The organism is Erwinia sp. S38, assembly GCF_016624545.1.
Taxonomy (GTDB): domain Bacteria; phylum Pseudomonadota; class Gammaproteobacteria; order Enterobacterales; family Enterobacteriaceae; genus Erwinia; species Erwinia coffeiphila.
This window is the reverse complement of record NZ_JACVTS010000002.1, coordinates 294517-318447: the sequence shown is the minus strand read 5'-3', so window position 1 is coordinate 318447 and position 23931 is coordinate 294517. Positions and strand designations below refer to the sequence as shown.

At 52.5% G+C, this 23931-nt stretch carries 32 protein-coding genes; 29 read left to right on the top strand and 3 right to left on the bottom strand.

Going from position 1 to position 23931, the window contains the following annotated elements; translation table 11 throughout:
* The first annotated feature begins 1 nt into the window (after nucleotide 1).
* The 8 genes from IBT46_RS27675 (at nucleotide 2) to IBT46_RS03655 (ending at nucleotide 6155) form a co-directional block, all read left to right on the top strand.
* Nucleotides 2-1048, top strand: coding sequence for a replication protein (locus tag IBT46_RS27675; protein ID WP_200544110.1), 1047 nt, complete (start codon nucleotides 2-4; stop codon nucleotides 1046-1048).
* Entirely contained in the window at nucleotides 1045-2421 is a 1377-nt protein-coding gene (locus tag IBT46_RS03685; RefSeq protein WP_200544108.1) for a replicative DNA helicase, read from the top strand. Before IBT46_RS27675 ends, IBT46_RS03685 begins: the two co-directional genes overlap by 4 nt.
* Nucleotides 2421-2801 carry a RusA family crossover junction endodeoxyribonuclease gene (locus IBT46_RS03680; protein WP_105595040.1) on the top strand — a complete coding sequence of 127 codons (381 nt, stop codon included), beginning with the start codon at nucleotides 2421-2423 and terminating at the stop codon, nucleotides 2799-2801. The genes IBT46_RS03685 and IBT46_RS03680 overlap by 1 nt, the downstream gene beginning before the upstream one ends.
* A gap of 3 nt (nucleotides 2802-2804) precedes the next feature.
* Nucleotides 2805-3023 carry a LexA family transcriptional regulator gene (locus tag IBT46_RS03675; protein WP_200544106.1) on the top strand — a complete coding sequence of 73 codons (219 nt, stop codon included), beginning with the start codon at nucleotides 2805-2807 and terminating at the stop codon, nucleotides 3021-3023.
* A 59-nt stretch (nucleotides 3024-3082) separates the two neighbouring features.
* Entirely contained in the window at nucleotides 3083-3847 is a 765-nt protein-coding gene (locus tag IBT46_RS03670) for an antitermination protein (RefSeq protein WP_200544104.1), read from the top strand.
* 1014 nt (nucleotides 3848-4861) lie between these two features.
* Nucleotides 4862-5077: a class II holin family protein gene (locus IBT46_RS03665; protein ID WP_105595037.1), complete on the top strand. Its 216-nt coding sequence runs from the start codon at nucleotides 4862-4864 to the stop codon at nucleotides 5075-5077.
* Nucleotides 5077-5616, top strand: a complete 540-nt coding sequence (locus tag IBT46_RS03660) for a lysozyme (protein ID WP_200544102.1) — start codon at nucleotides 5077-5079, stop codon at nucleotides 5614-5616. Before IBT46_RS03665 ends, IBT46_RS03660 begins: the two co-directional genes overlap by 1 nt.
* Nucleotides 5613-6155 carry a hypothetical protein gene (locus IBT46_RS03655; RefSeq protein ID WP_200544101.1) on the top strand — a complete coding sequence of 181 codons (543 nt, stop codon included), beginning with the start codon at nucleotides 5613-5615 and terminating at the stop codon, nucleotides 6153-6155. Before IBT46_RS03660 ends, IBT46_RS03655 begins: the two co-directional genes overlap by 4 nt.
* Before the next feature lie 78 nt (nucleotides 6156-6233).
* Here the strand turns inward: IBT46_RS03655 and IBT46_RS03650 are convergent, their stop codons facing one another.
* Together IBT46_RS03650 and IBT46_RS03645 are read right to left on the bottom strand one after the other, a co-directional pair.
* Complete coding sequence (locus IBT46_RS03650; RefSeq protein WP_146114193.1) at nucleotides 6234-6356, bottom strand: small membrane protein; 123 nt, start codon at nucleotides 6354-6356, stop codon at nucleotides 6234-6236.
* Between the two features lie 166 nt (nucleotides 6357-6522).
* A complete protein-coding gene (locus IBT46_RS03645; protein ID WP_146114192.1) occupies nucleotides 6523-6753 on the bottom strand; it encodes a hypothetical protein in 231 nt (76 codons plus the stop codon).
* A gap of 165 nt (nucleotides 6754-6918) precedes the next feature.
* Between IBT46_RS03645 and IBT46_RS03640 the strand changes: the two genes are divergently transcribed.
* From IBT46_RS03640 to IBT46_RS03560, 17 genes are all read left to right on the top strand, one after another.
* Nucleotides 6919-7164 (top strand): DUF2560 family protein, encoded by a 246-nt coding sequence (locus IBT46_RS03640; RefSeq protein ID WP_200544099.1) that lies wholly within the window; start codon nucleotides 6919-6921, stop codon nucleotides 7162-7164.
* A 179-nt stretch (nucleotides 7165-7343) separates the two neighbouring features.
* Nucleotides 7344-7979 carry a putative metallopeptidase gene (locus tag IBT46_RS03635; RefSeq protein ID WP_200544097.1) on the top strand — a complete coding sequence of 212 codons (636 nt, stop codon included), beginning with the start codon at nucleotides 7344-7346 and terminating at the stop codon, nucleotides 7977-7979.
* A gap of 32 nt (nucleotides 7980-8011) precedes the next feature.
* Nucleotides 8012-8479, top strand: coding sequence for a DUF2280 domain-containing protein (locus tag IBT46_RS03630; RefSeq protein WP_200544095.1), 468 nt, complete (start codon nucleotides 8012-8014; stop codon nucleotides 8477-8479).
* On the top strand, nucleotides 8463-9782 hold the full coding sequence (locus tag IBT46_RS03625; protein ID WP_200544093.1) for a PBSX family phage terminase large subunit: 1320 nt from the start codon (nucleotides 8463-8465) through the stop codon (nucleotides 9780-9782). Before IBT46_RS03630 ends, IBT46_RS03625 begins: the two co-directional genes overlap by 17 nt.
* Nucleotides 9783-9803: 21 nt before the next feature.
* A complete protein-coding gene (locus IBT46_RS03620) occupies nucleotides 9804-11153 on the top strand; it encodes an anti-CBASS protein Acb1 family protein (protein ID WP_200544091.1) in 1350 nt (449 codons plus the stop codon).
* Nucleotides 11107-12060: a phage minor head protein gene (locus IBT46_RS03615; protein WP_200544089.1), complete on the top strand. Its 954-nt coding sequence runs from the start codon at nucleotides 11107-11109 to the stop codon at nucleotides 12058-12060. The genes IBT46_RS03620 and IBT46_RS03615 overlap by 47 nt, the downstream gene beginning before the upstream one ends.
* A gap of 9 nt (nucleotides 12061-12069) precedes the next feature.
* A complete protein-coding gene (locus tag IBT46_RS03610) occupies nucleotides 12070-13347 on the top strand; it encodes a hypothetical protein (RefSeq protein WP_200544087.1) in 1278 nt (425 codons plus the stop codon).
* Nucleotides 13347-13793 (top strand): hypothetical protein, encoded by a 447-nt coding sequence (locus IBT46_RS03605; RefSeq protein WP_200544085.1) that lies wholly within the window; start codon nucleotides 13347-13349, stop codon nucleotides 13791-13793. Before IBT46_RS03610 ends, IBT46_RS03605 begins: the two co-directional genes overlap by 1 nt.
* Before the next feature lie 13 nt (nucleotides 13794-13806).
* Nucleotides 13807-14904: a major capsid protein gene (locus tag IBT46_RS03600; RefSeq protein WP_200544083.1), complete on the top strand. Its 1098-nt coding sequence runs from the start codon at nucleotides 13807-13809 to the stop codon at nucleotides 14902-14904.
* Nucleotides 14905-14914: 10 nt separating this feature from the next.
* A complete protein-coding gene (locus IBT46_RS03595) occupies nucleotides 14915-15211 on the top strand; it encodes a hypothetical protein (RefSeq protein ID WP_200544081.1) in 297 nt (98 codons plus the stop codon).
* 57 nt (nucleotides 15212-15268) lie between these two features.
* Nucleotides 15269-15667 (top strand): hypothetical protein, encoded by a 399-nt coding sequence (locus IBT46_RS03590; RefSeq protein ID WP_200544079.1) that lies wholly within the window; start codon nucleotides 15269-15271, stop codon nucleotides 15665-15667.
* A 94-nt stretch (nucleotides 15668-15761) separates the two neighbouring features.
* Nucleotides 15762-16109 (top strand): hypothetical protein, encoded by a 348-nt coding sequence (locus tag IBT46_RS03585; protein ID WP_200544077.1) that lies wholly within the window; start codon nucleotides 15762-15764, stop codon nucleotides 16107-16109.
* A gap of 2 nt (nucleotides 16110-16111) precedes the next feature.
* Nucleotides 16112-16477, top strand: a complete 366-nt coding sequence (locus IBT46_RS03580; protein ID WP_200544075.1) for an HK97 gp10 family phage protein — start codon at nucleotides 16112-16114, stop codon at nucleotides 16475-16477.
* On the top strand, nucleotides 16474-16860 hold the full coding sequence (locus tag IBT46_RS03575; protein WP_200544073.1) for a hypothetical protein: 387 nt from the start codon (nucleotides 16474-16476) through the stop codon (nucleotides 16858-16860). Before IBT46_RS03580 ends, IBT46_RS03575 begins: the two co-directional genes overlap by 4 nt.
* Nucleotides 16861-16927: 67 nt before the next feature.
* Complete coding sequence (locus IBT46_RS03570; RefSeq protein ID WP_200544071.1) at nucleotides 16928-17686, top strand: Ig-like domain-containing protein; 759 nt, start codon at nucleotides 16928-16930, stop codon at nucleotides 17684-17686.
* Nucleotides 17687-17736: 50 nt separating this feature from the next.
* Nucleotides 17737-18414, top strand: coding sequence for a DUF6246 family protein (locus tag IBT46_RS03565; RefSeq protein WP_200544069.1), 678 nt, complete (start codon nucleotides 17737-17739; stop codon nucleotides 18412-18414).
* Between the two features lie 125 nt (nucleotides 18415-18539).
* Complete coding sequence (locus tag IBT46_RS03560) at nucleotides 18540-18908, top strand: hypothetical protein (protein WP_200544067.1); 369 nt, start codon at nucleotides 18540-18542, stop codon at nucleotides 18906-18908.
* Nucleotides 18909-18947: 39 nt separating this feature from the next.
* Here the strand turns inward: IBT46_RS03560 and IBT46_RS03555 are convergent, their stop codons facing one another.
* On the bottom strand, nucleotides 18948-19094 hold the full coding sequence (locus IBT46_RS03555) for a hypothetical protein (RefSeq protein WP_200544065.1): 147 nt from the start codon (nucleotides 19092-19094) through the stop codon (nucleotides 18948-18950).
* Nucleotides 19095-19313: 219 nt separating this feature from the next.
* On the opposite strand from IBT46_RS03555, the gene IBT46_RS03550 reads away from it, so the two are divergent.
* From IBT46_RS03550 to IBT46_RS03535, 4 genes are all read left to right on the top strand, one after another.
* A complete protein-coding gene (locus IBT46_RS03550; RefSeq protein ID WP_200544063.1) occupies nucleotides 19314-19769 on the top strand; it encodes a hypothetical protein in 456 nt (151 codons plus the stop codon).
* 58 nt (nucleotides 19770-19827) lie between these two features.
* The gene (locus IBT46_RS03545; protein WP_200544061.1) at nucleotides 19828-22488 is read left to right on the top strand and encodes a tape measure protein; all 2661 of its coding nucleotides are present in this window, start codon (nucleotides 19828-19830) and stop codon (nucleotides 22486-22488) included.
* Between the two features lie 129 nt (nucleotides 22489-22617).
* The gene (locus tag IBT46_RS03540; protein ID WP_200544059.1) at nucleotides 22618-23361 is read left to right on the top strand and encodes a hypothetical protein; all 744 of its coding nucleotides are present in this window, start codon (nucleotides 22618-22620) and stop codon (nucleotides 23359-23361) included.
* Between the two features lie 8 nt (nucleotides 23362-23369).
* Complete coding sequence (locus IBT46_RS03535) at nucleotides 23370-23897, top strand: hypothetical protein (protein WP_200544057.1); 528 nt, start codon at nucleotides 23370-23372, stop codon at nucleotides 23895-23897.
* Nucleotides 23898-23931 lie beyond the last annotated feature (34 nt).

The window sequence follows — 23931 nt, the reverse complement described above, 5'->3', positions numbered from 1 at the left end:
GATGAGTAACACCGCCGAGATCATCAATTTCCGCGCTCGTACAGAGCGTGAGGAGCAGCGCGTGGCCGATACCGATGATGGGTATACCCGGCTGGCTAACATGCTGCTGGAGGAATATGCAGGCGCGGATCTGACGAAGCGCCAATTCAAGGTGCTGCTTGCCGTGTTGCGGCTCACTTACGGCTGGAACAAAACTATGGACCGAATCAGTGATTCACAGATTTCGGAGATCGCTCGACTGCCGGTGAAGCGCTGCAATGAGGCGAAGTTGCAACTGGTTGAAATGAATATTCTTATCCAGCAGGGACGTCAGTTTGGTCCCAATAAAAATGTCTCAGAATGGCGTACCCCTCAAAACGAGGGATTATCCCTCAAATCAGGGGAGAAATTATCCCTCAAATTAGGGGATGACCATCCCTCAAAACAGGGGGACACCAAAGACATTATTCCAAAGACAATAAAAACAGATCCCCCTAAAGCCCCCAAGGGGGAATTTTCGGAGGAGGTAATCTCACAGGCAAAACAGGTCCTGGAGTATTACAACAGGCTCACAGGAACCACCTGCCGCTCTGCAGAAGTCTTTGCTGTTCTGCTTACGCCACGTTCAGCCCGTACCGCCTACACCGTGGACGACCTGCAGCTGGTGGTGCGCTGGGTGGTGCTGACCTGGAAACGCCGCAATGGCACGGTTGCTAAGCCGACGAACATCTGCCGGGTGAACCGTTTCGACGGTTACCTTGCTGACGCTGCTGCCTGGGCTTCCAGCTACGTTGAGATTGACTGCGCAGCTGTAGTTGAGGCTTACAACGAGATTGCCGGTGACCGTCTGCCTCTGGCTGAGCTGGACGATGACCGTGAGAAAGCGATCCGTGACCTGATCACTCACATGACCCACAAAAATATCGATGCGGTTCGGGCTTATTTCAAGGCGTTTGTGACTGAAGCCAGGCCGCATTACTTCGGCGAGAATCCGTCTGGCTGGCGTGCCAACTTCGATTTCCTGATGAAGCCCGATACGCTTCGCAAAGTGCGGGAGCGTGCGCTATGAGCGAGCTGTATCTCGAAGCCAGCGTTATCGGCGCACTGCTGAATGCCGGTCTGACACCTGACGCCAGCGATGTGCTGAACACACTGGACCCTGCAGCGTTCACCAATCCGTTTTACTTCAAGCTATACGGAGAAATTAAGCGCCAGGCCATTCAGCGCAAGATGATCGACGCGCTGCTGGTTGCGGATGCAATGGGTGACGGTCCCGGCGTATTCGCCGACGTGATGGAAACGGCGAAAGTCGTGCCAAGTTCGGCAAACCTCAAAGGCTATGCCAAAAGCCTTGGTGAGAAATTTATGATCCGCAGTTTTGTCGCGCTGATGGAGGCCAATTACGACAGCATAACCCTGGCGAACAACCACGATCAGGCACTGGAAAATATCCGTGCATTCACCAGCCAGGTGCTCACCATTGGCCGGCCTGACGATGAGGTCGTGCCGGTTCACATCGATGAGCTGATGGGTGCTTACGTTGATGTGCTGGAGCGGCGGGTAACCAATGGAGAGGAGTCGGACACGCTGAAGACCGGGATCTACGAACTGGACGAAATTACTGGCGGCATGAACGATGAAGATTTCGTTGTTGTGGCTGCTCGACCGGGAATGGGGAAAACCGAGTTCGCGCTGAAAGTGGCCGAGGGAGTTGCCTCGAGTGAGCGTGTAATGGGGGATCACAAGGTTCGCCGCGGTGTGCTGATTTTCACCATGGAAATGAGCAACCAGCAGGTGATTGAGCGTCAGATCGCCGGCGCGTCGAACATGCCGGTATCCAGCCTGCGCAAGCCGTCCCGTATGCACGACGAGGATTGGGGTCGGGTTTCGATGGGGATTCAGCGTCTGACAGGCCTTGATGTCTGGCTCGTCGATGCGGCAAACCTGACCATTGAGCAGATCCGCTCTATCGCAGAACGCCACAAGCGCAAGTTCCCCGGCCTGTCGCTGATCCTTGTCGATTATCTGGGCCTGATTAAAAAGCCTCGAGCAGAACGTAACGACCTGGCGATCGCAGTTATCTCCGGTGGCCTGAAGAACATGGCTAAGGAACTGAAAACGCCGGTTCTGTCGCTCAGCCAGCTGTCACGTGACGTTGAGAAGCGCCCGAACAAACGTCCGGTAAATGCGGATCTGCGCGACGGCGGCAGCATTGAGCAGGATGCAGACAGCATCATCATGCTGTACCGCGATGCCGTCTACAACGAGAACAGCCTGGCGGCGCGCTTCGCCGAAATCATCGTAACGAAGAACCGTTTCGGCGAGCTGGGGACCGTGTACCAAGAGTTCCGCAACGGCCATTTCCACGACACCAACCAGGATGAGGCGCGGCGCATCTGCACCGAGAAGGCTTCAGCCGGACAGCGACAGAGGGAGTTCTGATGCAGGTCTATGACATCTGTCCGTTGCCGAAACCCCGCATGACGCAGAGAGACCGTTGGGCTAAACGCCCGGTGGTTCTCCGGTACCGCGCTTACTGCGACGAGGTGCGATTAAAGCGCCTGCAGCTGCCGGTCAGCGGCTGCCACGTTACTTTCGTGCTGCCAATGCCAGCCAGCTGGAGCAAGAAAAAGCGCAGCGCCAGTATTGGTCAGCCGCATCAGCAAAAACCGGACGTGGACAACCTGATGAAAGCGCTGATGGATGCCTTGTTTGCCGATGACAGCAGCGTGTGGGATTTCCGCGTATCAAAAATATGGGGCGAAACCGGCAGTATCCGGATCGCCAGCATCGCGCCGTCGGCGCACCAGTCAGGAGAATAAAACGTGAAAGGACTGACCGAGATCCAGAAAAACATGTGCCGCTTTATCCGGCAGTACGCTGCTGAGAATGGCTGCGCGCCAACACGTGTGGAGATAGCCACTCACTTTGGCTGGAAGTCCGCTAACGCCGCTGAAGCGCACATTAAAGCGCTGGTGAAAAAGGGCGGGCTCTACAGTAAGCCGCGCTGCTCGCGTGCGCTGAAAGTGCTGGTGGACGTTTAACACCTGGCCGCTGGCCACCTGCCGTACCGGATAACAAGAACATACCAGAGGGGATACACGTGAGAATCGAAGCCGCATTAAAACATTTCAGCCCGAAAACGATGATGATCACCGACAGCCCCGGCGCTACCAGCTCGGAGAATATCGACGGCACACACGTCATGGCCGCGATCGGCATGTGCCAGGCTAAAGCTGCTTTCGGCATGAGTGCATATTTGGGAAAAGCAGGCATCAGCCAGCAGGATCGGGATAAGGCAGTACAGTACCTGCTCGCATATGCCCGTAAAACAGCACCAGCGCTTCTCAGGAAGGCCGCTGCTGGAAAAGTAATTCAGTGCCTTGCTGTGCTGGCAAAATTCGCCTATGACGATTACGCGCGTTCTGCTGCCGATACGCATGATTGTCCTGACTGCGCGGGCAGGGGAGTGACTAACACGCTGGCCAGAGTGATGACGCATCCCGGTTGTGGAGAAAAAACGGCTCCAACGTATCAGATGCAACTGGGGGAAAATCAGTGTGTGACATGTCACGGAAAGGGAAAGTTGTCAGCGCGCTGCCGTTGCGGCGGTTCCGGCAAGGTCCGGGATCTGAAGCGGTCGAAACTGCTCGGCGTGCCAGTTGAGAAGGATTGCGATCGATGTGATGGGCTGGGCTTCAGGCGGCAGCCTTCGACGGTAGCGTTTAAAGCGATCCGGGCGTTGGTGCCTGAACTGACGCAATCGTCATGGTCGCGTAACTGGAAGCCATTCTATGACGGGCTGATCGTTAAATGCGAAGCTGAGGAAAGCCAGGCTGATTCGATTTTCAATAAAGTGACGCGATAATACGAATTTATGCATCGAAAGTGGTTGCATTTTGCATAACTTTGGCCAATTATATCTCTCATCGTGGGATTTCAATGCCCACAGGTACTTAAACGAATACAGAGGCTGCGCAAATGCGGGGCATTTTTATTAGCTTTTTTCTGTCAATCTACTATCTTCAAATTGATGACAACTCTATGCGCCTCCCGTCCGAAGGAGTGACATTTAATCAGTGATGATATACAGGCGCACCAAATCTTAGGCTCTGCTAATGCAGGGCCTTTTTTTAGTCCTAAATTTTGAGTCGCTCCTACCGGAATGGCGATTCATCTCTGATTAATCTGAATCTATACGGGATTCATACTCAGAACAGAGCTCGGCTTTGACTCTGATTTTATCTTGTTTAGAATCGCGCAGGTTACGGTGAATCCCCCTAAGCGGAGGGGCTAAGACAGGTCAACATATCCTGTTGCCAGGAAGCGAATCAGGTTCTGTCTTTTCTGATTTACCGGGAGGCACCCGGCACCGAAACTTCATGATGTCACAATTTTCAGCAACTAAATCAAGGCTCACTTCGGTGGGCCTTTCTTGCATCTTGCAAGCATGATTAGTGCAAGAAGTAATGACTTTCGTAAGCAGTAACGGTTTGAATTTCCTATGGTAAAGGCTTAATAGTTCTTCGTGGGCTGTATAATTTCCCACCAAACATTATGAAGCCTCCATTGATCCATTGTGTAACTTGTTGGGGGCGTACTCCCACATATCGAGCGAATTCTGCCTGGTTACCAGAAAAATAAATGTCGATGTATTGTTGTAAGTTCATTTTTAAATTTCCTCTTAATTGATTTCTAAGAATCATTAATAATAATTTTAATTAAAAAAATCATTGTCTCTTTGGGTTATTTGAAAATCCATTCACAAACAAGTACATCAACCTTAGAACAGCATAGCTATAACGTAAAGTTTTTCACTTTATGTCATTCCTTTTTCATCCTCCTAATTGAACAGCGCCACGGCATTGCCGGGGGTGAGAGTATGTATCGCATGGACAAACTAACAACAGGCGTTGCCTATGGCGCTTCAGTCGGCAATGCCGGCTACTGGGGCCTGCAATTACTCGACAAAGTTAGCCCGTCACAGTGGGCGGCTATCGGTGTTATCGGAAGTCTGGTCTTTGGCTTTCTGACGTTTCTGGCAAACCTGTATTTCAAGGTGAAAGAGGACCGCCGAAAAATAGCACGGGGTGATTGATGGCTAATCTGAAGTCAAAGCTCAGCGCCGCAGTGATTGGCCTGATTCTGGCTGGCGCGTCCGCCTCTGCGATTCTGGATGCTTTCCTTAATGAGAAAGAAGGTAATCGACTGGTGGCCTATCTCGACAGCTCCGGAATCTGGACTATCTGCCGAGGTGTGACCCGAATTGATGGTAAAGCGGTGGTGAAGGGCATGCGCCTGACCGCTGAGAAATGCGCTGATGTGAACGCTATCGAGGAGCGCAAGGCGCTTGCCTGGGTGAAGAACAACATCAAAGTGCCACTGACTGAGCCGCAGAAAGCAGGTATCGCCTCATTCTGCCCGTACAACATCGGCCCCGGTAATTGCCTCCCTTCTACGTTCTACAAACGACTGAATGCTGGTGACCGTAAAGGTGCGTGTGAGGCGATACGCTGGTGGGTGCATGACAAAGGTCGTGACTGCCGTTTAACGAAAGGGCAGGCAACTGGCTGCTACGGTCAGGTTGAGCGGCGGGATCAGGAATCTGCTCTGGCGTGCTGGGGGCTGGACCAATGAAAGACACCAAAATAACTCTGGTTCTGGTCGCGTTGTTCCTGCTTATGCTGATTGGGTTGGGCGGCGCTGCGGTCTACTATCACGGTGAATACAGCGATCAGCAAACTGCTAACCAGCAATTGAAGATGGATAACGAGCGACAGAGCAGTCTTATTGCTACACACTCCCTGCAGTTCAACCGCTTTAACCAAATAGCCGCTGCTGTCCAGCAGTACGACGCACGAATCACGGCATCATCCCAGGAGAAGCAGATTGAATACCGGACGATCCTCAAAATTGAGCCGACCTGTGCTCTCGCTGTGCCTGCTGGCGTTTCTGGCCGGTTGCTCGAGTACGCGAACAGTTTACGTGCCAGCGCAATGCACGCCAATTCCGGCATCACTGACAGCACCGGTGCTTACACCGCTGCCACCGGCACACTGACATATTGTCAGGCCGTACTGTGGATAGACCCGCTACTGACAGCGATAGATCAGGCTAACAGCCAGCTTGATGGCATCCGAAAGATTGAGAGAGCCCGGGAAACTGGCACACATTAAACCAAAAGATTTATCGTTGTCTGATGTGAATGCGTTAAAAAGAGCTCATTTTTGATTCAAAACTATGAGATTAACGAGTTAGCGATTTTTTCGGTTAGACGGAAATTTACTCGATTTCCGTTCCCGAAGATAAGAAATTAAGCAATAAATGGAAATTGCTAATAATAAAATTGCAAAAGTGAGAAGCAGCCACTCTTTCATACGACACCTCAAAAGCCATTATGAAAAATATGGATAGATAATGTTGTTGGTTTTTTAATCTACTTCAGAGGTGGTAATAATTAAAGCCCATGTACTGTAATTTACATTAGGCATCAATTGATTAGTTAAAGTGTATGGTTGAGGTCCGCAAAGTCTTAAATAAAATTTACGACCCAGGAAGAATTATGAAGGGTTGCGCGTTTATTTCTTGCTCATCTTTTGTATCGGAGCGAGCGATAACATAGTTTTCTTTATAAGATACAACATCATTTATATCTACCGCGCAATTGCAACGCTTACATTGCATCTGAGTAATTTGATCTCCTCTATCTGCGATGGCAACAATATGGAATCTATCATGTCCGCAAGATCTACAAAATAAATTAATAATTGACATGGTATTTCCTTGGATTTCAGTGTTTGATATCAATAAGAATAGTCTCAAAGGTCCGATGAGTTAAGCGTTTTTTCGAAATCTTGATGTTTATCACACTTATTTTTTATGACCCAGTGCTTACCAACATATCAAAATCATAATTTCAAACTTGAAAAGAGGATTACCATGCCTGAAATCACTACTGAACAGAGCAACCAACTGGAACTACTGGCCACGCTGGGTTATGACACCGCAGCAACAATGGTGGCTGTTGCTTTCATCCAGAACGACCCGTTCAAGCATCGCCTGTTTATCCAGCAGTACAGTCGTGTCTATAGCGAAACTGATATCGTTGCGCGCGCAACAAAAGCTGTGCAGGAATCGGTGGAAGCGATCACCGTGCTGAGCGAGATTACTGCAGCTACCGAATAACCTCACCGCCCGGGCGCAGGCCGTCGCCGTCTCCCCGCGTCAGCGTTGATCGGTAACTCCTGACCGTTAGCGCGCAGAGAGAATCAAAAACGCCAATACCGTGCTACCCCTGAATTCACGCAGGGTCGTTCACTCATGGTCGCTATCCGGTGCGATGGTAGACGAAACCGGGATTTTCTATGTCGAATGAAGAGTGCGAGTATTCCCGACCCATGCCGCCCGGCAGCCTGCTTAATGAGTTTCACGCATACACCAGGCTGATCCCCGCACCAGAAATCGGGGAGTGGGTGCAGAGCCAGATACTGTCTGTAGACGGCAATCTGCATAACCCAGACCACGGTCACCTGATTGACGCTGATCTGCGATTTATGTGGGCCTCCAGCGCGTTTGCGAAACAGGGGCGTACCGTGCTCGGCCAAGCGGAATCAGTGATGATGCGTGCCGGTGGCTGGCAGAAAGCGCGGATGGAGCAACAGATGTATGAGTGGTTCGGCGAGGTGCCGAAGTTCATCATCACCCTGGCTGCTGACTTTTGCGCTCAGTGCACGGATCTGGAGTTCTGCGCACTGGTTGAACATGAGCTGTACCACATCGCGCAGCAGGTTGATGAGTTCGGCGCGCCAGCATTTACCCGTGAGGGCCAGCCGAAGCTGACGATGCGCGGGCATGATGTGGAAGAGTTTGTGGGCGTGGTGCGGCGCTACGGTGCCAGCGACGACGTGCAACAGCTGATCGACGCCGCAGCGGAGCGGCCGGAGGTAGCGAAATTAGACATAGCCAGGGCGTGCGGCACTTGCCTCATGAAACTGGCGTGATTACCTGGACTGACCTGGACGGATGGTGAATTATGGCGGCGCTTAAAAATGACGTAAAAGCGTACATAGTTCAATCGCTTGCGTGCTTCGACAGCCCCTCTCAGGTGGTAGAGTCTGTCCAGGTGGAATTTCGGGTGAAAGTGACCCGGCAGCAGGTCGAATCCTACGACCCGACGAAGGCCAGCGGCAAAGCGCTCGCGGCGCGCTGGGTCGACATGTTCAACGCCACCCGCGCCCGTTTCCAGAACGAAATCGCCGATATCCCGATCGCCAACAAAGCCTACCGGCTGCGCGTGCTCGACCGCATGGCAACGCGTGCGGAGGGCATGAAGAACCTCGCGATGACCGCCCAGCTGATGGAACAGGCGGCTAAAGAGGTGGGGGACGCGTACAGCAATAAACAGAAGGTGGAGCATACCAGCCCTGACGGCACCATGACCCCGAGGCCGACAACAATTCGACTGATAGGGGTAGAGCCAAAAGATGGAAAGCCAGGTTGATCTGCCTATCCCCGCAAAGCTGGTACCGGTATTTGCGACCGAAGGCGTGCGCTATCGCGGCGCATTTGGTGGACGTGGCTCGGCGAAGACCCGCACCTTTGCCCTGATGAGTGCGGTCAAAGCGTATCAGGCCGCAGAGAGCGGGCTGAGCGGCGTGATCCTCTGCGCCCGCGAGTATATGAACTCGCTGGAAGAATCCTCGATGGAGGAAATAAAGCAGGCGATCCGTTCGGTCCCCTGGCTCGATGACTATTTCGACATCGGCGAGAAGTACATCAGAACCAAAAATCGTCGGGTTGGTTATGTGTTCTGTGGCCTGCGGCATAACCTCGACAGCATCAAATCCAAAGCGCGGATTCTCGTCGCATGGGTTGATGAGGCCGAATCCGTTTCCGCCACGGCATGGAAGAAGCTACGCCCAACCGTGCGTGAGAAAGGCTCAGAAATCTGGGTAACCTGGAACCCGGAAAAAGATGGCAGTGCCACCGACAAGCTATTCAGGAAGAACCCGCCGCAAAGCTCGATGATTGTCGAGATGAACTACGGTGATAATCCATGGTTCCCTGACGTGCTCGAAGAAGAGCGACAGGAAGACCTGAGAAACCTCGATTACGCCGATTACGCGTGGATCTGGGAAGGGGCTTATCTCGAAAACTCCGATAAGCAGGTGCTGGCCAATCGCTACGTGGTTCAGGACTTTGCTTCCGACCTCTGGCAAAAAGCAGATCGCCTGCTGTTTGGCGCTGACTTCGGTTTCGCCAAAGACCCCAGCACACTGTTGCGCATGTTCATCCTCGATAACAGCCTGTACATCGAGTACGAGGCCTACGGGACTGGCGTTGAGCTGGATGATATGTGGAAGTTTTACGCTGGCAAAGAAGAGGCCAGGCCTAAGCAACTGGAGGAATGGAAGGTCACTGACGAAGCGAAATACCCCGGCATTCCTCAGTCCCGCAAATGGCCTATTAAGGCTGACAACTCGCGGCCAGAGACGATAAGCCACATTAAGAGTCTAGGGTTCAATATTGCTTCCGCTCAGAAGTGGCAGGGAAGCGTCGAAGACGGTATTACCTGCCTGCGCGGCTTTAAGCAGATCGTCATCCACACCCGCTGCAAAGAGACAGCCAAAGAGGCCCGGCTCTATTCGTACAAAACTGACCGCATCACCGGTGAGGTGCTCCCTGTCATTGAGGATAAGCACAACCACTGCTGGGACGCCGCTCGTTATGGCCTCGATGGCTATATCAAGCACAAGCCACAGTCAGCAGGGATGATGATTCCAAAGCGCCTGCGTGGCAGGTAAAACAAATTCACTGGAAACAGCATGAACAAAAACCTTCAACTGGCCGTCAACCATGCGTTGAACGACGCCCGGATGGCTCGCGCCCGCTTGGGAATGCTGTCACCGACCATGGGTCTGGATTCGAAGCGCAGCAGTGCCTGGTGTGAGTACGGATTTAAAGAGGATATCTGCTTCGATGATCTGTACAGCCTGTTCCGGCGTGGTGGTATTGCGCATGGTGCTGTGCGGAAGCTGGCCGGTGCATGCTGGCAGACCAACCCGGAGATTATCGAAGGAGAGGAGAAGGATGAAACCAGCGCAGTGACGGCCTGGGAGCGTAAGGCCAAAGCCGTATTTACTCACCGATTCTGGCGTGCCTTCGCTGAGGCTGATATGCGCAGGCTGGTCGGTCGCTACTCCGGCATTCTGCTGCATATTCGAGACAACAAAGACTGGAACCAGGCTGCCACACGTGGCGCAGGTCTGGAGAAAATCACTGTAGCCTGGGCTGGCGCATTAACCGTCAAGGAGTGGGACAACGGGCTTAACTCGCGAACGTACGGCCAGCCTAAAATCTGGGAGTACGTGGAGCACTCGCCTGGCGGCCAGCAGCGCAGGGTAGATGTTCATCCAGACCGTGTATTTATCCTCGGTGATTATACCGACGATGCGATCGGCTTCCTGGAGCCAGCCTATAACGCCTTCGTCAGCCTGGAAAAGGTTGAGGGCGGGTCCGGGGAATCCTTCCTGAAGAACGCAGCGCGCCAGCTCAATATCAACTTTGAGAAAGAGATCGACTTCGGCAACCTCGCGTCACTTTATGGCGTGAGCGTTGAGGAACTGCAGGACAAGTTCAACGAAACCGCCGTGGAGGTGAACCGGGGTAACGACGTCACGCTGACAACTCAGGGAGCAACGGTAACACCGCTGGTAACTTCCGTTGCCGATCCAGGGCCGACCTATAACGTGAACCTGCAGACTGCTGCCGCCGCGCTGGACATCCCGACAAAGATACTGGTCGGCATGCAGACGGGTGAGCGCGCGAGCACCGAAGACCAGCGTTATTTCAATGCGCGCTGCCAGTCTCGCCGTGGTGACCTGTCATTTGATATCGAAGACTTCTGCGACAAGCTGGCCGATCTGAAAATTATCGATGCAGTGGCTCAGAAGGCCGTGATTTGGGATGACCTTAACGCGCAGACAGCATCGGAAAAGCTTGATAGCGCCCTGAAGATGGCGCAGATCAACGCGGCACTGGTCGCCACCGGAGAGCAGGCATTTAGTGGTGAAGAGATTCGTGTGGCAGCTGGTCATGAAGGTTCTCCGGAGCCGTTAGGAGAAACGGATGACGAAGAAGACACCGAAACCACCAATACTACCGGGAAACAATAAAGACCCGACTGGTATTGACCGGCTTGAGCGTGGTGCGATGAAAGAATTCGCCAGGCGCATGAAAAAAGTCGGAAACGCTTATGCAGCAGCACTTGAAAGAATCCCCGCCACACTCGCAGTAAACGCCCGGTACGAATACCAGCTTGATCCAGTCCTTCTGACGATGACGCTTAACGACGCCAGTATCCTGGTCGATGCCGTTCTACTGGAAGGAGATCAGAGCAACAACTGGTTCACCGAACTTTATGTCGAAACAGCCGTAATTCGCGGTACAGCTCAAACCTTCGCAAATCTGACGCAGCAGTCTTCAGTTTATGCGGCCGATCGTGAATCGCTTCAGGCCTTGCTGATGAGCGAACCATACCAGCGCCGGATGGAGTTGGTGTATGCCCGGACGTTCGAGGAAATGAAGGGGCTGACCGCTACGACGAAGCGCAACATGGCGCGCGTGCTGACTGATGGTATTGGCCGCGGACTTAATCCCCGCGAAGTGGCTCGTAATCTGCGCGAGCAGGTGGGTATTGAAACGCGCAGAGCCAACACCATTGCCCGAACCGAAATGACGGGGGCGCTACGCCGGGCACGGTGGGATGAAGCAACCGAAGCTCGCGAGGCACTCGGCCTGCGGATCATGCTCCTGCATTACTCAGCACTAAGCCCCACAACCCGTCAGAGCCATGCTATCCGCCATTCTCATCTCTACACCGTCGAAGCGGTGCGAGAGTGGTACTCCATAGGGGCAAACGCCATTAACTGCAAATGCTCGCAGGTGGAGACGCTGGTTGACGAGAAAGGGAATCCGCTAAATCCGAAGGTGATCGAGCTGTCCCGTGAAGAGTTCGAAACCCAGTGGCAAAAACTGGCCGCCAACAAATCACTATGTCATTGCTGCGCAAAGGCAGCCTGAGGTTAACCCATGCCAATGCAAGTCAACGTCACCACGCGGGTGAATAGTCAGTCTATTCGCCGTGAGGTTTATAACGGTCGCGATCACATCGTTATCCCAAGCTATACGCTGCCGGCTAATGTCATCATGAACAACGAACTTTATCCGGACTCGGAGATAGACGCCCATTATCAGGGGCTGGAAGGCACGCTTGCGCCACTTGGACACCCGACGGTGAACGGGCAGTTTGTTTCTGCCTTCTCTCCTGAGGGTATCAACGTTGGCTATGCCGGTGCCTGGAACCGCAACGTGAAGAAGTCGGGTAACCGCATTTACGTTGAGAAGTGGGTGGATGTGCTGAAAGCCAATGAAAGCGCTGGCGGCAGGGAGCTTATAGAGAGAGTGGAAGCTATTGAGCGTGGTGAAAATGTTCCACCGATCCATACCAGTGTTGCTGTGTTCCGTGATCAGCTTCCGGCCAGCGCCGAACAGAAAGCAATGGGAGCTGAGTACGTAGTGAAGATCCACGCGATGGATCATGACGCAATTCTGTTGCACGAAGTAGGCGCTGCGACACCTGAGCAGGGAGTGGGCCTGATGGTGAATGCCGATCTGGCCAGGCCGTTGCAGGTTAACTCTGGCGTGCTGGTGGGTGAGTCCTACCGCGAGCGTGAAAGACGCCTCGAAAAAGCAGCGCGCGACCAGTTTGCGACCGGACCGGACGATTATGCCTGGGTGGCGGATTTCACTGACTCGCAGGCGATCATTATCCGCAACGGAGGAGATGCTCAGGTCTTCGGCTACACCTCTGATGGCGGAAAAATTACGTTTGAAGCCGATGGCACAAAGGTAACCCGTCAGGAGTCATGGGTGGCGATTGCTGCTAACAAGTTCAAATCCTTTTTTACTCTGCAGGATGCCCCTGCAACAAACCACCGAACGGAGGGCGAGATGCCTTTAACTACTGAAGAGAAACAAGAGCTGATCACGGAAATCGGTAAAGGCCTGGCCGCCAATCTCGCTGACGCGCTGAAACCGGTAACCGAGCAAATCCAGCAACTGCAGACTAATCAGACGCAGATCACCGACGCGCTCACAGCCAATACTCGCGCTGAAGAGACAACCAAGCGTACTGCCGTTGCTGCTGTTCATGGTGAGATCGTGGCGAACGCGCTGTCCGGTGAAGCGCTAGATGCCATGTTTAAGTCACTGGGCGCTGCCGCACCGCTGGGGGCTAATTCCGCAACCAACCAGGCACCTACTGGCGCACCTGACTACAAAACCTACTTTAACGGAGGTGCCGCATAATGGCCCGTTATCGTCGAGTAAATATTGACGGTCAGTCACTCTATAAGACTGAAACCCGCGTGGCCGTCGCTGCAATTCTTCCTGGTACAGCAGCTGTGATTAACAGCAGTGACCAGTTCGCGCAGGCCACAGGGGCAACTGGTCGCCTGTACATCATCGATGTCGCTTATCACCAGGGGCTTAAAATCACCGAACCGGTGCCAGCGGGTGATTCTGCTGTTGGGAATTATGTCGAAGAGGGACGCGAACTGGCGCTCCTCTGCGTGCCCGGCACCTACAAGAAGGACAGTCCGATCAAACTTGGCTCAAATGGCCAGTTCACACTGGCCACCTCTGACACCGACACGGTGATTGGTTACAGCCAGGACGAAGCGACGATCGCTGCCAGCACCACCGACTTTATCCGCGTGCGTATGCGCGTCGGTACCGTAGCCTCAGGCGCGTAATCAGGAGAATACAATGTACTTTACCGCTGAAACACTGGCTGCAAACAGCCGCCTGCGCGCCCATTGGGGCGAACTGTGGGCCAACCGTGATATCTTCAATACCCAGCATAACTTGATGGTCAATGCTTACCGTAGTGGCATGACGCCTGAAATGCTGGCGGCGAACGCCGTAGGGGGCTTTACTCGCGAGTTCTGGGCCGAGATTGACCGCCAGGTCATCCAGATGCGCGATCAGGAAGTCGGGATGGAAATCATCAATGACCTGATGGCGGTGCAAACCGTGCTATCGATCGGCAAAACGGCAAAGCTCTACACCGTAGCCGGCGATATTGCCGATGACGTTTCGGTGAGCATTGATGGTCAGGCTCCGTACTCCTTCGACCACACCGACTATGACAGCGACGGTGACCCGATCCCGGTTTACACCGCGGGATACGGTGTGAACTGGCGTCATGCAGCAGGACTCAGTTCTGTAGGCATTGATGCCGCGCTCGACGCGCAATCCGCGAAGATGCGCAAATTCCACAAACGCCGCGTAAAAGGCTATCTGGACGGTAATGCCACAGTGTCAGTTGATGGCCTCAAGTCTCAGGGTATCCGCACACACCGCAACACGGCCAAGATCAACCTCGGTTCAGGTGCCGGTGGCGTTAACATCAATCTGACTACTGCCACCCCGGCTCAGTTACTTGCTTTCTTTGGCCCGACCGGCGCTTTCGGACTGACTGCACGCGCGAACAAAGTCACGGTCTACGATGTGCTCTGGGTCAGCGACGAAATCTGGGCAAATATGGCTAAGCCATACCTGATCGAGGTTGGGGGCGGTGCTAATGCGATGGTGAGCGGCACTGTGCTGGATGCGATTTCGAAATTCATTCCGGCAAAAGAAATCAAGCCGACCTACGCGCTGACCGGTAACGAATTCTTCGCTTACCAGCGCCGACAGGACGTGATCACCCCTCTGGTTGGTATGGCCGTTGGCGTTGTTCCGCTGCCGCGCCTGATGCCGCAGAGCAACTACAACTTCCAGATCATGTCTGCTGAAGGTCTGCAGATCAAGAAGGACGGCGAAGGCCTGTCCGGCGTGGTCTACGGTGCTAACCTGGCATAAGGGGAAAATCATGACTGAAAAATACCAGGTAACGAAGGCGTGGCATGGCGTGGCTGTTGGAGATGTTGTGGAACTGGAGAAGCTCCACCCGTCACTCAAGTCCCACGTGCTTAAGCTGTCCGATAGCGCTGCATCCGGTTTTGCTCCTGCCACGCCGGACGGGACGAGCGAGAAGCTGGCCCGTAAACTGGCCATCGCCAATCGCCTGACTGAACTCGGGATTGAGTTCAAAGGCAACTTGGGGGCTGAGAAGCTCGCGGAGCTGCTGCCGGATGGTGAGCTGGAAAAGCTTTTCCCCACTGAATAATGACCGCCGCCCTGGCGGTTTTTTTATGCCCTGTTTCGGCAGGGCTGCGAGGTTTTCATGGTCACCCAGGAACAGGCAAAACAGTATCTGGAGAGCCAGGGCATTACTTTGCCTGACTTCATTCTTGGCGCGCTGGTTGAGCAGGCAAACGGTATTCAGGAGTGTCTGGATGCTCACTATTCGCCAGCTACAGCGCTACTTATCCAGATGTACCTGCTCGGTCTCATGGGGCTGGGGCAGGGAGATAAGTACATAAGCTCGCAGTCAGCACCTTCCGGCGCATCCCGTTCATTTCGTTATGGCTCGTTTGCCGATCGCTGGAAAGGCTCGCTGGGGTTGTTGCGTGGCCTGGATAAAAAGGGGTGTGCAACAAGCCTCATCCCTTCGGACCCGACTCAACAGGCTTTTGCTGGCATCTGGATCGGCAAAGGTGGCTGCATGTGTGGAGGTAAGTAATGTCCGAACCGAAAGACGAGCCGGAAGAAAAGCCGGACTGCGAGAAGTGCCCGGACTGCCCCGGTTGCCCCGATCAGCATCTGGAGTATCCACTGTGAGCAGTTTAGCCAACTGGAGCTACACCACGCCATGCACCATCTGGAAGCCACTGGGTAAAGACCGTTACGGTCAGTCTCTCGGCTGGTCTGCACCGCTGGTCATCATGGCGGACTATCAGGGCGGACTGTCAAAGCGGCTGGGAGATATAGGCTTTGAGCAGGTAGTTAAGAATACGTTTTGGACCGAATACGCCGAAGCTAAAGCGGGCGATTACATTCTTATCGGCGAATCCGATAACTCTGACCCGATTGCAGCCGGTGCTGATGAAGTGATGCAGTCGATTCAGTACGCCGACACGTTCGAGCGCACAACTGATGACTGGGCCATTTTGACGGGAGTTTAGCCATGGGCGTGAAAGTGAAGGGCATTAAACAGGTCACCCGTAACGTCAACCGGACGTTCGACAGCCAGGACCGCAAAATTGTCAGGGCGCTGACCAGCGCGATGGTTATCGGGGCGGGCCAGGCCGCTATCTACACCCCGATCGATACCTCAGTTCTCATCAACAGCCAGTTTCGCGAAATCGTGGTCACCGGGACGCGGGTTACCGGCCGAGTAGGATATACGGCGAATTATGCCGTCTACGTACATGACCCGAATGTGAAGCAGAACTTCAGGCGGGCAACTGCTCAGAAAGAGTTCCTTACCAAAGGTTTCGAAGATACGGCATCGCTGATTCGCACAACTATTGAGAAGGAGATGTTGTTGTGACCCCGCCCATCTACCAACGCGTCAGCGATATGCTGGAGAATGCCGGGCTGACAGCAGGGTATGAGGTCCAGTGGCTTATCTGGCAGGACAGCGGCGATAAAAAGGCGCGTTACATCGTGGTCCGGCCCAACGGCGGCTCGCCAATCGACCGGGATATGGCCTCCGACTATTACGTGATGGTCGACGTCATCACCGGCACGTCGCCGGGCGATTACTCGCGATCGGAAAACGACGTACAGGCCATCATCGACTATGTGCAGCAAAACCCGCTTAACCCCTGCATCGGCCAAATAACCAACATGGGCGGCATACCATCGCCGGTTCTCACTACCGAGGGGCGCATGGTGTGGCGTCTACAGTTCGTCTGCTTGTACAGCGGGTGATCACCAACAATTCGAACAAGGTCGCCCGGAGCGGCCTTTTTTATTATCTGAAATGAGGTAAGCAACTATGCAAGGCTGCTCCACAAACAATGGCCAGCTCATTGGCCGCGCCAAAACGCTGGAACTGGCGTATGGCTGCCCGGACCATGTGCCGGGGGAGGCCGACTGGAAACTGCTGGGCCTGCCAACGTCCGCAAACTGGGATTTAAGTCCGGAGGCGCTGACGTCGGATGCTGATAACGGCGGTTTCAGCGCCAGCATGATCGTCAGCCTGGACCCGACCTACTCAGTCGAAGGTGAGGTGCGAGTTAAAGATCGTACCGATGAGTTCGGTATCCAGCAGTTCATTAAATACATTGTCGATGAAGTCCGCGCGCGCCGCCAGCCAACTGTGTGGATGCGCCTCCAGTGGGGTGATTACTACCACATCGGCTACATGGTGCCGTCAGGTGCAAGCGACGGCGGCGGCGTGAAGGAGATCGTCACCTACAGTTTCGAGTTCAAACTGAACGATGGCAACACCTTCCAGTTGATTGAAGCAGATGGCGATGTGCCCGTGACCGGCGTCACCGTTCTGCCGACGACCAGCAATATTGCCGTAGGGGCCAGTACCACTTTCGCGGTAACGGTTAACCCTGCCGACGCTGATAATAAGCTGTTTACAGTCACCTCATCCGTTCCGGCTCGCGCTACGGCGGCATTCGCTGGCAATACGGTCACCGTGTCAGCGCCATCCGGTGCTACCGCTGGTACCGCAGTCATCACGGTTAAATCGGTCGACGGTCAGTACACCGCCACGCACACCGTGACGGTCACCGCAGCGTAATCAAACCAAAGGGCAGCGAGCCTGCCCTTGCTTTTGCTTACGGGGGACTTATGACACCAGTTAAAGAAATCGGCGAATGCCTGATTACTGTCGGCGACGAGGAATATTTCTTCCGGCCGTCGTTCCTGGCGATGACGCGGATCGGGGAACCACGCGAAATCGTGCAGGCGTTCTATGACCTGCACAATGACGAAGTGACGCCGCTATTGCAGCGCGCGGTCGATGCTTACGGCAAGGTGCCAGAGTGGCTGGTGAGCTACATCGATGGCCAGCAGATAGCTAAAGCATCTATATCGGCGGCAATGGCCGTAATCGCTGCCTGCTGCGAGCGTGACGTGTCACGGCTGACGGGTGAATTGCGACCGGCGAAGGCAGGGCGAACGTTCAAATACCGCCCGGGTGCCATGACTCCGTTTGATATGGTGGCGGTCGCGCAGGCGCTGATTACCCACGGCATCATCGGTAAAGCCAAGATTCGCCAATTGCAGCGGCATGAAACCGGCCAGGCTACCACTGAGTTTCGCGCATTCGAGTACATCAGCGCCGCCCGCAATCAGTTCGGTATTAGCCGCGATGAAGCGCAGCAGTTGTCTATGACCGAATTCACCCTGATGTTGGCGGCCAAGTATCCGGATCAGAAGGGCTACACCCGGGAAGAGTACGATGCTGAGGCGGATGACTTCTTTGCGCGGCGTGCGCGCCGTCGGGCTAAGGAAAAGGAAAACTAACATGCTTTACAGTTGGTGATTGTCCTCGATACTTATCTGAAATATCAGTCTTTCTTATAATTTGGTTACTTTTTGTTGCATCTGATTGGTAAAATCATGACTCCTACACAGCAAGGGGTCATGAAATGAAATTAAAAATAAGAACCATACATGGGCATGGCAAGGCATCTGAAGAGTACGTGATCTTGGATGTTATCAAAGAATGTAACGCTGACTTCTATATGATTTTAGATACCACGTTCACAAATGATGGGAAAATTTCAAACAAAAATCGACATTCTCATTGGTTTTTGCCAGCTGATTTGAAACCAGGCGATGTGATAGTTCTTTTTACTAAAGAAGGACAGTCTTCAACGAAGAAACAGGATAATGGTAGTACAATTTACTTCCGTTATTGGGGGTTGAAAAGTGCTGTCTGGAATGATGACGGTGATGGCGCGGTACTGATAGAAATCAATGCATGGAAAACATCTAAGGTTGGTAGCACCAAATGAGTTTATAACCCGCCTGCCGGCGGGTTTTTGCTATCTGGCTCACCGGGTGTGGGTAATCACCAGCGAGAACCCCATGGCGATCGCTACCAGCAACAACCCTGCACCATGATCGCCGCCGACGGCAACCATCGCACCAAGACAGGCGCACATACGCTGAAACTTGTTGTCTTTAACTAGTTTTTTCATACATTTCATTACTATAACCTCAAAAATTACCTTACCGGACTGGTTGGCAGGTGCGATCATAATGGCCACACGGCTTTATCTATGAGTAACAATGAGGACAGAATGCGGTCTTTTTTATCGATTGGTTGATTTTTGAGCGCACTCAAGGTTCGTTCTTGCTTCCCTTTGCCGCCGCTGCCCGCTACGATTTGGCGACTTGTTACTAATGGGGATAGGGATGTGAGGAAGTTAATCGCAATAATGGCATTAGCAATATCAACATCATTGGTTGTAGGGTGTGCGCCCAGTCAGCAAATGCAAGATGCCAGAAAAAAAGATGCGGAATTTTCGCAAGCAGTAAAAAATATCAATTTGGAAACTGCTAATGCTGGTAATAAGCCTTCAGATTATAAATCAATAGTCGAAGAAGCAATCCGAGAACAGCTAAAAGATCCTGATTCTGCAAAGTTCTCATCCTTTACCAATCCTCGTAAGGAAGTAATGGTTGAAAATGGAAGCTTTGTATACGGATATTCAACGTGTTTATACGTCAATGCTAAGAACTCTTATGGTGGATATACTGGAAAGGAGTTGTACTGGGTTTTCTTAAGGGACAACAAGGTATTGAGAATTAAGAACACTAATGAAGCTTATGGAAATATGATTTTCGTGGGCAGATCAATAAATTGCAATTGATTTAAACTGATAAATAACCTCGCTACGGCGGGGTTTTTTTATGCTCGGAGAATATCAAATGGCAGGAACCGTTAACGCAGGCAGCATTATTTATGAAGTTGATATGGATACGGCCAAGCTGCTGCAAGCTCGCCGCGATGTTGATGCTGCCCTGAATGGTATGGGCGGTAATATGGGCCGCCTTGAAGCCAATGTTAACCGCACGGAGCGTGCCGCTGATTCAGCCAGCCGCAGTATGTCCAAACTCGGCGCGGTTGCTAGTGGTCTGGTTGCTGCGCTCTCAATACAGCAGGTTGGTGCTTATGCTGATGCCTGGACCGTTCTGAATAACAAGGTCGCCAACTCCGTTAAGCAAGGGGAGCAGCAGGCTGAAGTTATGCAACGAGTCTTTGATATTTCACAGGCAACACAGTCCAGCCTGAACGGGACTGCAACGCTATACGCGCGGCTGGAGCGCGGCACGCGGTTGTTGAACACCAGTTCCGCTGATCTTGCCAAGTTAACGACCATTATCAATCAGGGCTTTGCTATCTCTGGTGCAACCACTCAGGAAGCAGAAAACGCTATCTTTCAGTTGTCGCAAGGCCTCGCTGCTGGCGCATTGCGTGGCGAGGAATTTAACTCGGTGTCAGAGCAGGGCAGCCGATTAATGATCGCCCTGGCCGATTCGCTAGGTGTATCGCTGGGTGAGCTGCGAGCCATGGCTGCGCAGGGTAAGCTTACGAATGAAGTCATTGTGAACGGCTTGCTCTCTCAAGGAGATGCAATCGGCAAGGAGTTTGCCAAAACTACAGTTACCATTTCGCAGGGGCTTCTTGTAGCAGGCAATAATATCACCAAATTCTTTGGTGAAAATTCGACCGTTAAGGCTTTCTCTGCAGCTTTCAGAGATTCTGTAATTGCCATTAGTAGCAATATGGATCTACTGAGCACCGCGCTCATGGCCGCAGCGGCCATAATGGGTGGACGATTCGCTGGCGCGCTGGCGATGTCTGTTAAGGGTCGCGTAAGTGACGCAATTGCCGCAAGAGCTCAATCAGTGGCCACGGCCGATGCGGCGGCTGCGACAGCTAACGCCGCCAAGGTTATTACTATTAAGGCTGGATTAGATAAAGAAATGGCTCTATCTAATCTTGCAGTAGCGCAGACAGAGTATGCCGTGGCGCGAGGATCTGCAGCTGAGGCTTTAGCACTTGATAACCTCATCGCTGTAAAGTCAGTTGCTATCCAGAGGTCGGCAACTTATGCAGAGGCGCAGTTAGCTGAAGCCGCAGCGACGCGAACAGCGGCGGCGGCGTCCGCAGCTGCCACTACTACCATTGGTGGTCTGGCGCGAAACGCGCTGGCTTTGATAGGGGGGCCGGTTGGCTTTGCTGTTATTGCAGCTGCGGGAATTTTCTATTTCTATCAGAAGATGCAGCAAGCGAAACAAGAAAGTATTGATTTTGCCGATAAGCTGGATGGTGTCATATCAAAAATGAAAACTATGGGGCAAGTACAACTTGCTGCCGAAATAGATAGCGCCAATAAATCAATTAAAGTTCAAAGCGAAGAGCTATCTAAAAATGAAGCATCATTGGCTTTATTAAATACACAAATTGAAAAAGGAAAAGCTTCTCTTAAAAGTCTCGGCAAAGAAAATATTCTTTATTATGACGCATTGGCTAATGTGAATGGGCTTGAAAGTAAGTCTATTCAGCTAACTGCACAGGTTGAGGCTCAAAGGAACAAACTAAGCCAGACAATAAGCAAAACTGGAATTCTTCAGGCGCAGATGAACGGTACATTTGTCCAGGGCATAGACCTACTGAAAAGGGACGGTCATGAGGCTGGGGTAGCTGCTGGTCTGATTAACCAATTAGGTAATGCTATTGATTTCGCAGGTCGGACTAAAGAGAAGTTTAATTCTACAAGCCTGCAAATACCTCGCAGTGAAAAGGCCGATGATTACAATAAGGATCTTGAGAACGAGAACACATTACTTGCAATCACAGACAAGAGGCTACGCGCAGTCACCAAAGCGCGGATGGAAGCGGCCGCAAAGGATGGTAACCAGAACCAGATTAACACTGCTGGCGAACTGGCCGGAGCGCAATATGACTTGCAAGCCGCAGAAGCTGCGCGAACTTCTACTGCGAAAGCATCAACCAAAATTGAAAGTCAGGCAGAACAGGCGGAAAAGCGGCGCTTAAAATCCCTCAGCGATCTTAACAATGAAATGGCGGTTGCTGAACTCAAGTACAGGGGATTAAACCGAGAAGCAGCGCAACTTGCTGCAGTGCAGGATTTAGGGGTTGGTGCTACAGCATCGCAGATCGAACAGGCCTCAAAGCAAGCTGGAGAGATTTTTGACATTCAACAGCGATCTGTTGATAAAAAAGCAGCGCTTGAGCAGGATTCCTTTGAGAATGCTGAGCGCCAGCGACGTCAAGATTTGTTGCAGGTGCAAAGGCAATTGGTGGCTGGAGATATTAGTTTTGAGCAAAGTCAGAAGCGGCGTGCTGAGATTGCAGCAATTTATTCCCAGCAAATAGCGCAAGCTAACTCGGCCAGAGCTGTTACACCGCAACAAAGCGCTGCAGGAACAATTGATCCTGTTCAGGAATTGGCAAACGAGAACGCCCGTAAATTAGCGCTAATACAACAATTTGAGGATAACAGCACGCTGACGCATGAGCGGGCTCTTGAATTGCGTAACGCTGCTGAAAGGCAGTTCTAGCAGCAACGTATCGCAGCGCAGTGGGAAATCTGGCGCAACCAGAGCACTGGCAACGAGGCGCTGGCGGCATCATTCGACGCTCTGGCCGGCAACGCCTCCAACGCACTGACAGGCATGATTACCGGCAGCATGAGCGCCAGTGAAGCGATGCGCTCCCTGGGTTCTACCGTTCTCAACAGCCTGGTCAATACGTTCGTGCAGATGGGTGTGGAGTGGGTGAAATCGGCGATGATGGGGTCAGCAGCGCAGCAGGCAGGAATCGCGGCCACAACGGCGGCATCGGTCGCCGGTACTGCTACGTCAACGGCGGCCAGTACCGCCGCGGCGGCCACAACAACAGCTGCATGGACGCCAGCAGCGATTGTAGCGTCAATTGGCTCGTTTGGAGGTGCAGCAGCCATCGGTATCGGTGCTGTGCTCGGAGCGCTGGCAATGGGCATTGCCGGTAAGCGTAAAAACGGTGGTCCGGTCTCCGCTGGCGGCCTGTATGAGTTCGGTGAAGGTAACCTGCCTGAAGTCCTGCAGATGGGCGGCAAAAGCTACATGCTACCGGGTAACAATGGTCGGGTGTTCAGCAATAGTGATGTTAGCGGCGGTTCTCCAGCGATCAGGAAAGCATCCACCGGAAGCGCCCAGGCGACTGAAGCGCCGAGAAACACCTCAAGGTCCACTGGCAACGGACAGGGAGCATCGGTTAATGTCAGCATTGCACTGGAAAGCTACGGCACCCCGCAGCAGATTGTTGATCGGCAAACTGAGAAGGGCATCAATGGTGATGATGTAATCCGAATCATAATTCAGGACGCCCAAGCCTCCGGACCTGCCTCGCAAGCATTATCCAGAAAGATGGGAATGCCTTTAAAACCACTATAGAGATTATTATGAGCGAAAAATTTAGCGAAGCTATGTCAAGTGGATTGGGATCTACTTTGTTTGAGAAATACTATCAAATGCTCGATAAAGAGAGCGATAAAGGTGCAGTTCTTATTGCATCTGGTCTTTTTGAAGAAGCATTGCAAGAAATTATAATCAAGAGCCTTTACCCCTCAACAACTAAAAAAGACCCATTGTTCGGCGGGGAAGGTTCACCACTGTCGACATTCGGAGCAAAAATCGAAATTGCTTATCGAATCGGTTCAATTAATGAAAGTGTACGCAACACATTGACCATCTTCCGTAAATTAAGAAATGAGTTTGCCCACAGCATCTATAAAACTTCGTTAAGTGAAAGTGATGTAAAGGACAGGCTCAGTGCGATTTATAGTTCAGCTGCCGAAGTGCACGCATCAATTAATTCAGTATTTTACGAAAGTGTCGGGAAATTAACTCAACGACAAGAATTCAATGTCTTTTTTGCTTCACAGATGATGGCATTGAAGATTCAGGCTGAAGTAGTAGAGCCACTGTAATTACCATCCGCTTCGGCGGATTTATTATTTTGGA

What these genes read in the sequence shown, in the direction of transcription:
- IBT46_RS03555 (WP_200544065.1), bottom strand. Translation starts at nt 19,094, where the DNA reads ATGAAAAAACTAGTTAAAGACAACAAGTTTCAGCGTATGTGCGCCTGT.
- IBT46_RS03645 (WP_146114192.1), bottom strand. Translation starts at nt 6,753, where the DNA reads ATGTCAATTATTAATTTATTTTGTAGATCTTGCGGACATGATAGATTC.
- IBT46_RS03540 (WP_200544059.1), top strand. Translation starts at nt 22,618, where the DNA reads ATGAGCGCCAGTGAAGCGATGCGCTCCCTGGGTTCTACCGTTCTCAAC.
- IBT46_RS03665 (WP_105595037.1), top strand. Translation starts at nt 4,862, where the DNA reads ATGTATCGCATGGACAAACTAACAACAGGCGTTGCCTATGGCGCTTCA.
- IBT46_RS03615 (WP_200544089.1), top strand. Translation starts at nt 11,107, where the DNA reads ATGACGAAGAAGACACCGAAACCACCAATACTACCGGGAAACAATAAA.
- IBT46_RS03535 (WP_200544057.1), top strand. Translation starts at nt 23,370, where the DNA reads ATGAGCGAAAAATTTAGCGAAGCTATGTCAAGTGGATTGGGATCTACT.
- IBT46_RS03635 (WP_200544097.1), top strand. Translation starts at nt 7,344, where the DNA reads ATGTCGAATGAAGAGTGCGAGTATTCCCGACCCATGCCGCCCGGCAGC.
- IBT46_RS03685 (WP_200544108.1), top strand. Translation starts at nt 1,045, where the DNA reads ATGAGCGAGCTGTATCTCGAAGCCAGCGTTATCGGCGCACTGCTGAAT.
- IBT46_RS03680 (WP_105595040.1), top strand. Translation starts at nt 2,421, where the DNA reads ATGCAGGTCTATGACATCTGTCCGTTGCCGAAACCCCGCATGACGCAG.
- IBT46_RS03580 (WP_200544075.1), top strand. Translation starts at nt 16,112, where the DNA reads ATGGGCGTGAAAGTGAAGGGCATTAAACAGGTCACCCGTAACGTCAAC.
- IBT46_RS03650 (WP_146114193.1), bottom strand. Translation starts at nt 6,356, where the DNA reads ATGAAAGAGTGGCTGCTTCTCACTTTTGCAATTTTATTATTAGCAATT.
- IBT46_RS03595 (WP_200544081.1), top strand. Translation starts at nt 14,915, where the DNA reads ATGACTGAAAAATACCAGGTAACGAAGGCGTGGCATGGCGTGGCTGTT.
- IBT46_RS03570 (WP_200544071.1), top strand. Translation starts at nt 16,928, where the DNA reads ATGCAAGGCTGCTCCACAAACAATGGCCAGCTCATTGGCCGCGCCAAA.
- IBT46_RS03640 (WP_200544099.1), top strand. Translation starts at nt 6,919, where the DNA reads ATGCCTGAAATCACTACTGAACAGAGCAACCAACTGGAACTACTGGCC.
- IBT46_RS03610 (WP_200544087.1), top strand. Translation starts at nt 12,070, where the DNA reads ATGCCAATGCAAGTCAACGTCACCACGCGGGTGAATAGTCAGTCTATT.
- IBT46_RS03560 (WP_200544067.1), top strand. Translation starts at nt 18,540, where the DNA reads ATGAAATTAAAAATAAGAACCATACATGGGCATGGCAAGGCATCTGAA.
- IBT46_RS03630 (WP_200544095.1), top strand. Translation starts at nt 8,012, where the DNA reads ATGGCGGCGCTTAAAAATGACGTAAAAGCGTACATAGTTCAATCGCTT.
- IBT46_RS03605 (WP_200544085.1), top strand. Translation starts at nt 13,347, where the DNA reads ATGGCCCGTTATCGTCGAGTAAATATTGACGGTCAGTCACTCTATAAG.
- IBT46_RS03590 (WP_200544079.1), top strand. Translation starts at nt 15,269, where the DNA reads ATGGTCACCCAGGAACAGGCAAAACAGTATCTGGAGAGCCAGGGCATT.
- IBT46_RS03565 (WP_200544069.1), top strand. Translation starts at nt 17,737, where the DNA reads ATGACACCAGTTAAAGAAATCGGCGAATGCCTGATTACTGTCGGCGAC.
- IBT46_RS27675 (WP_200544110.1), top strand. Translation starts at nt 2, where the DNA reads ATGAGTAACACCGCCGAGATCATCAATTTCCGCGCTCGTACAGAGCGT.
- IBT46_RS03600 (WP_200544083.1), top strand. Translation starts at nt 13,807, where the DNA reads ATGTACTTTACCGCTGAAACACTGGCTGCAAACAGCCGCCTGCGCGCC.
- IBT46_RS03625 (WP_200544093.1), top strand. Translation starts at nt 8,463, where the DNA reads ATGGAAAGCCAGGTTGATCTGCCTATCCCCGCAAAGCTGGTACCGGTA.
- IBT46_RS03655 (WP_200544101.1), top strand. Translation starts at nt 5,613, where the DNA reads ATGAAAGACACCAAAATAACTCTGGTTCTGGTCGCGTTGTTCCTGCTT.
- IBT46_RS03660 (WP_200544102.1), top strand. Translation starts at nt 5,077, where the DNA reads ATGGCTAATCTGAAGTCAAAGCTCAGCGCCGCAGTGATTGGCCTGATT.
- IBT46_RS03545 (WP_200544061.1), top strand. Translation starts at nt 19,828, where the DNA reads ATGGCAGGAACCGTTAACGCAGGCAGCATTATTTATGAAGTTGATATG.
- IBT46_RS03620 (WP_200544091.1), top strand. Translation starts at nt 9,804, where the DNA reads ATGAACAAAAACCTTCAACTGGCCGTCAACCATGCGTTGAACGACGCC.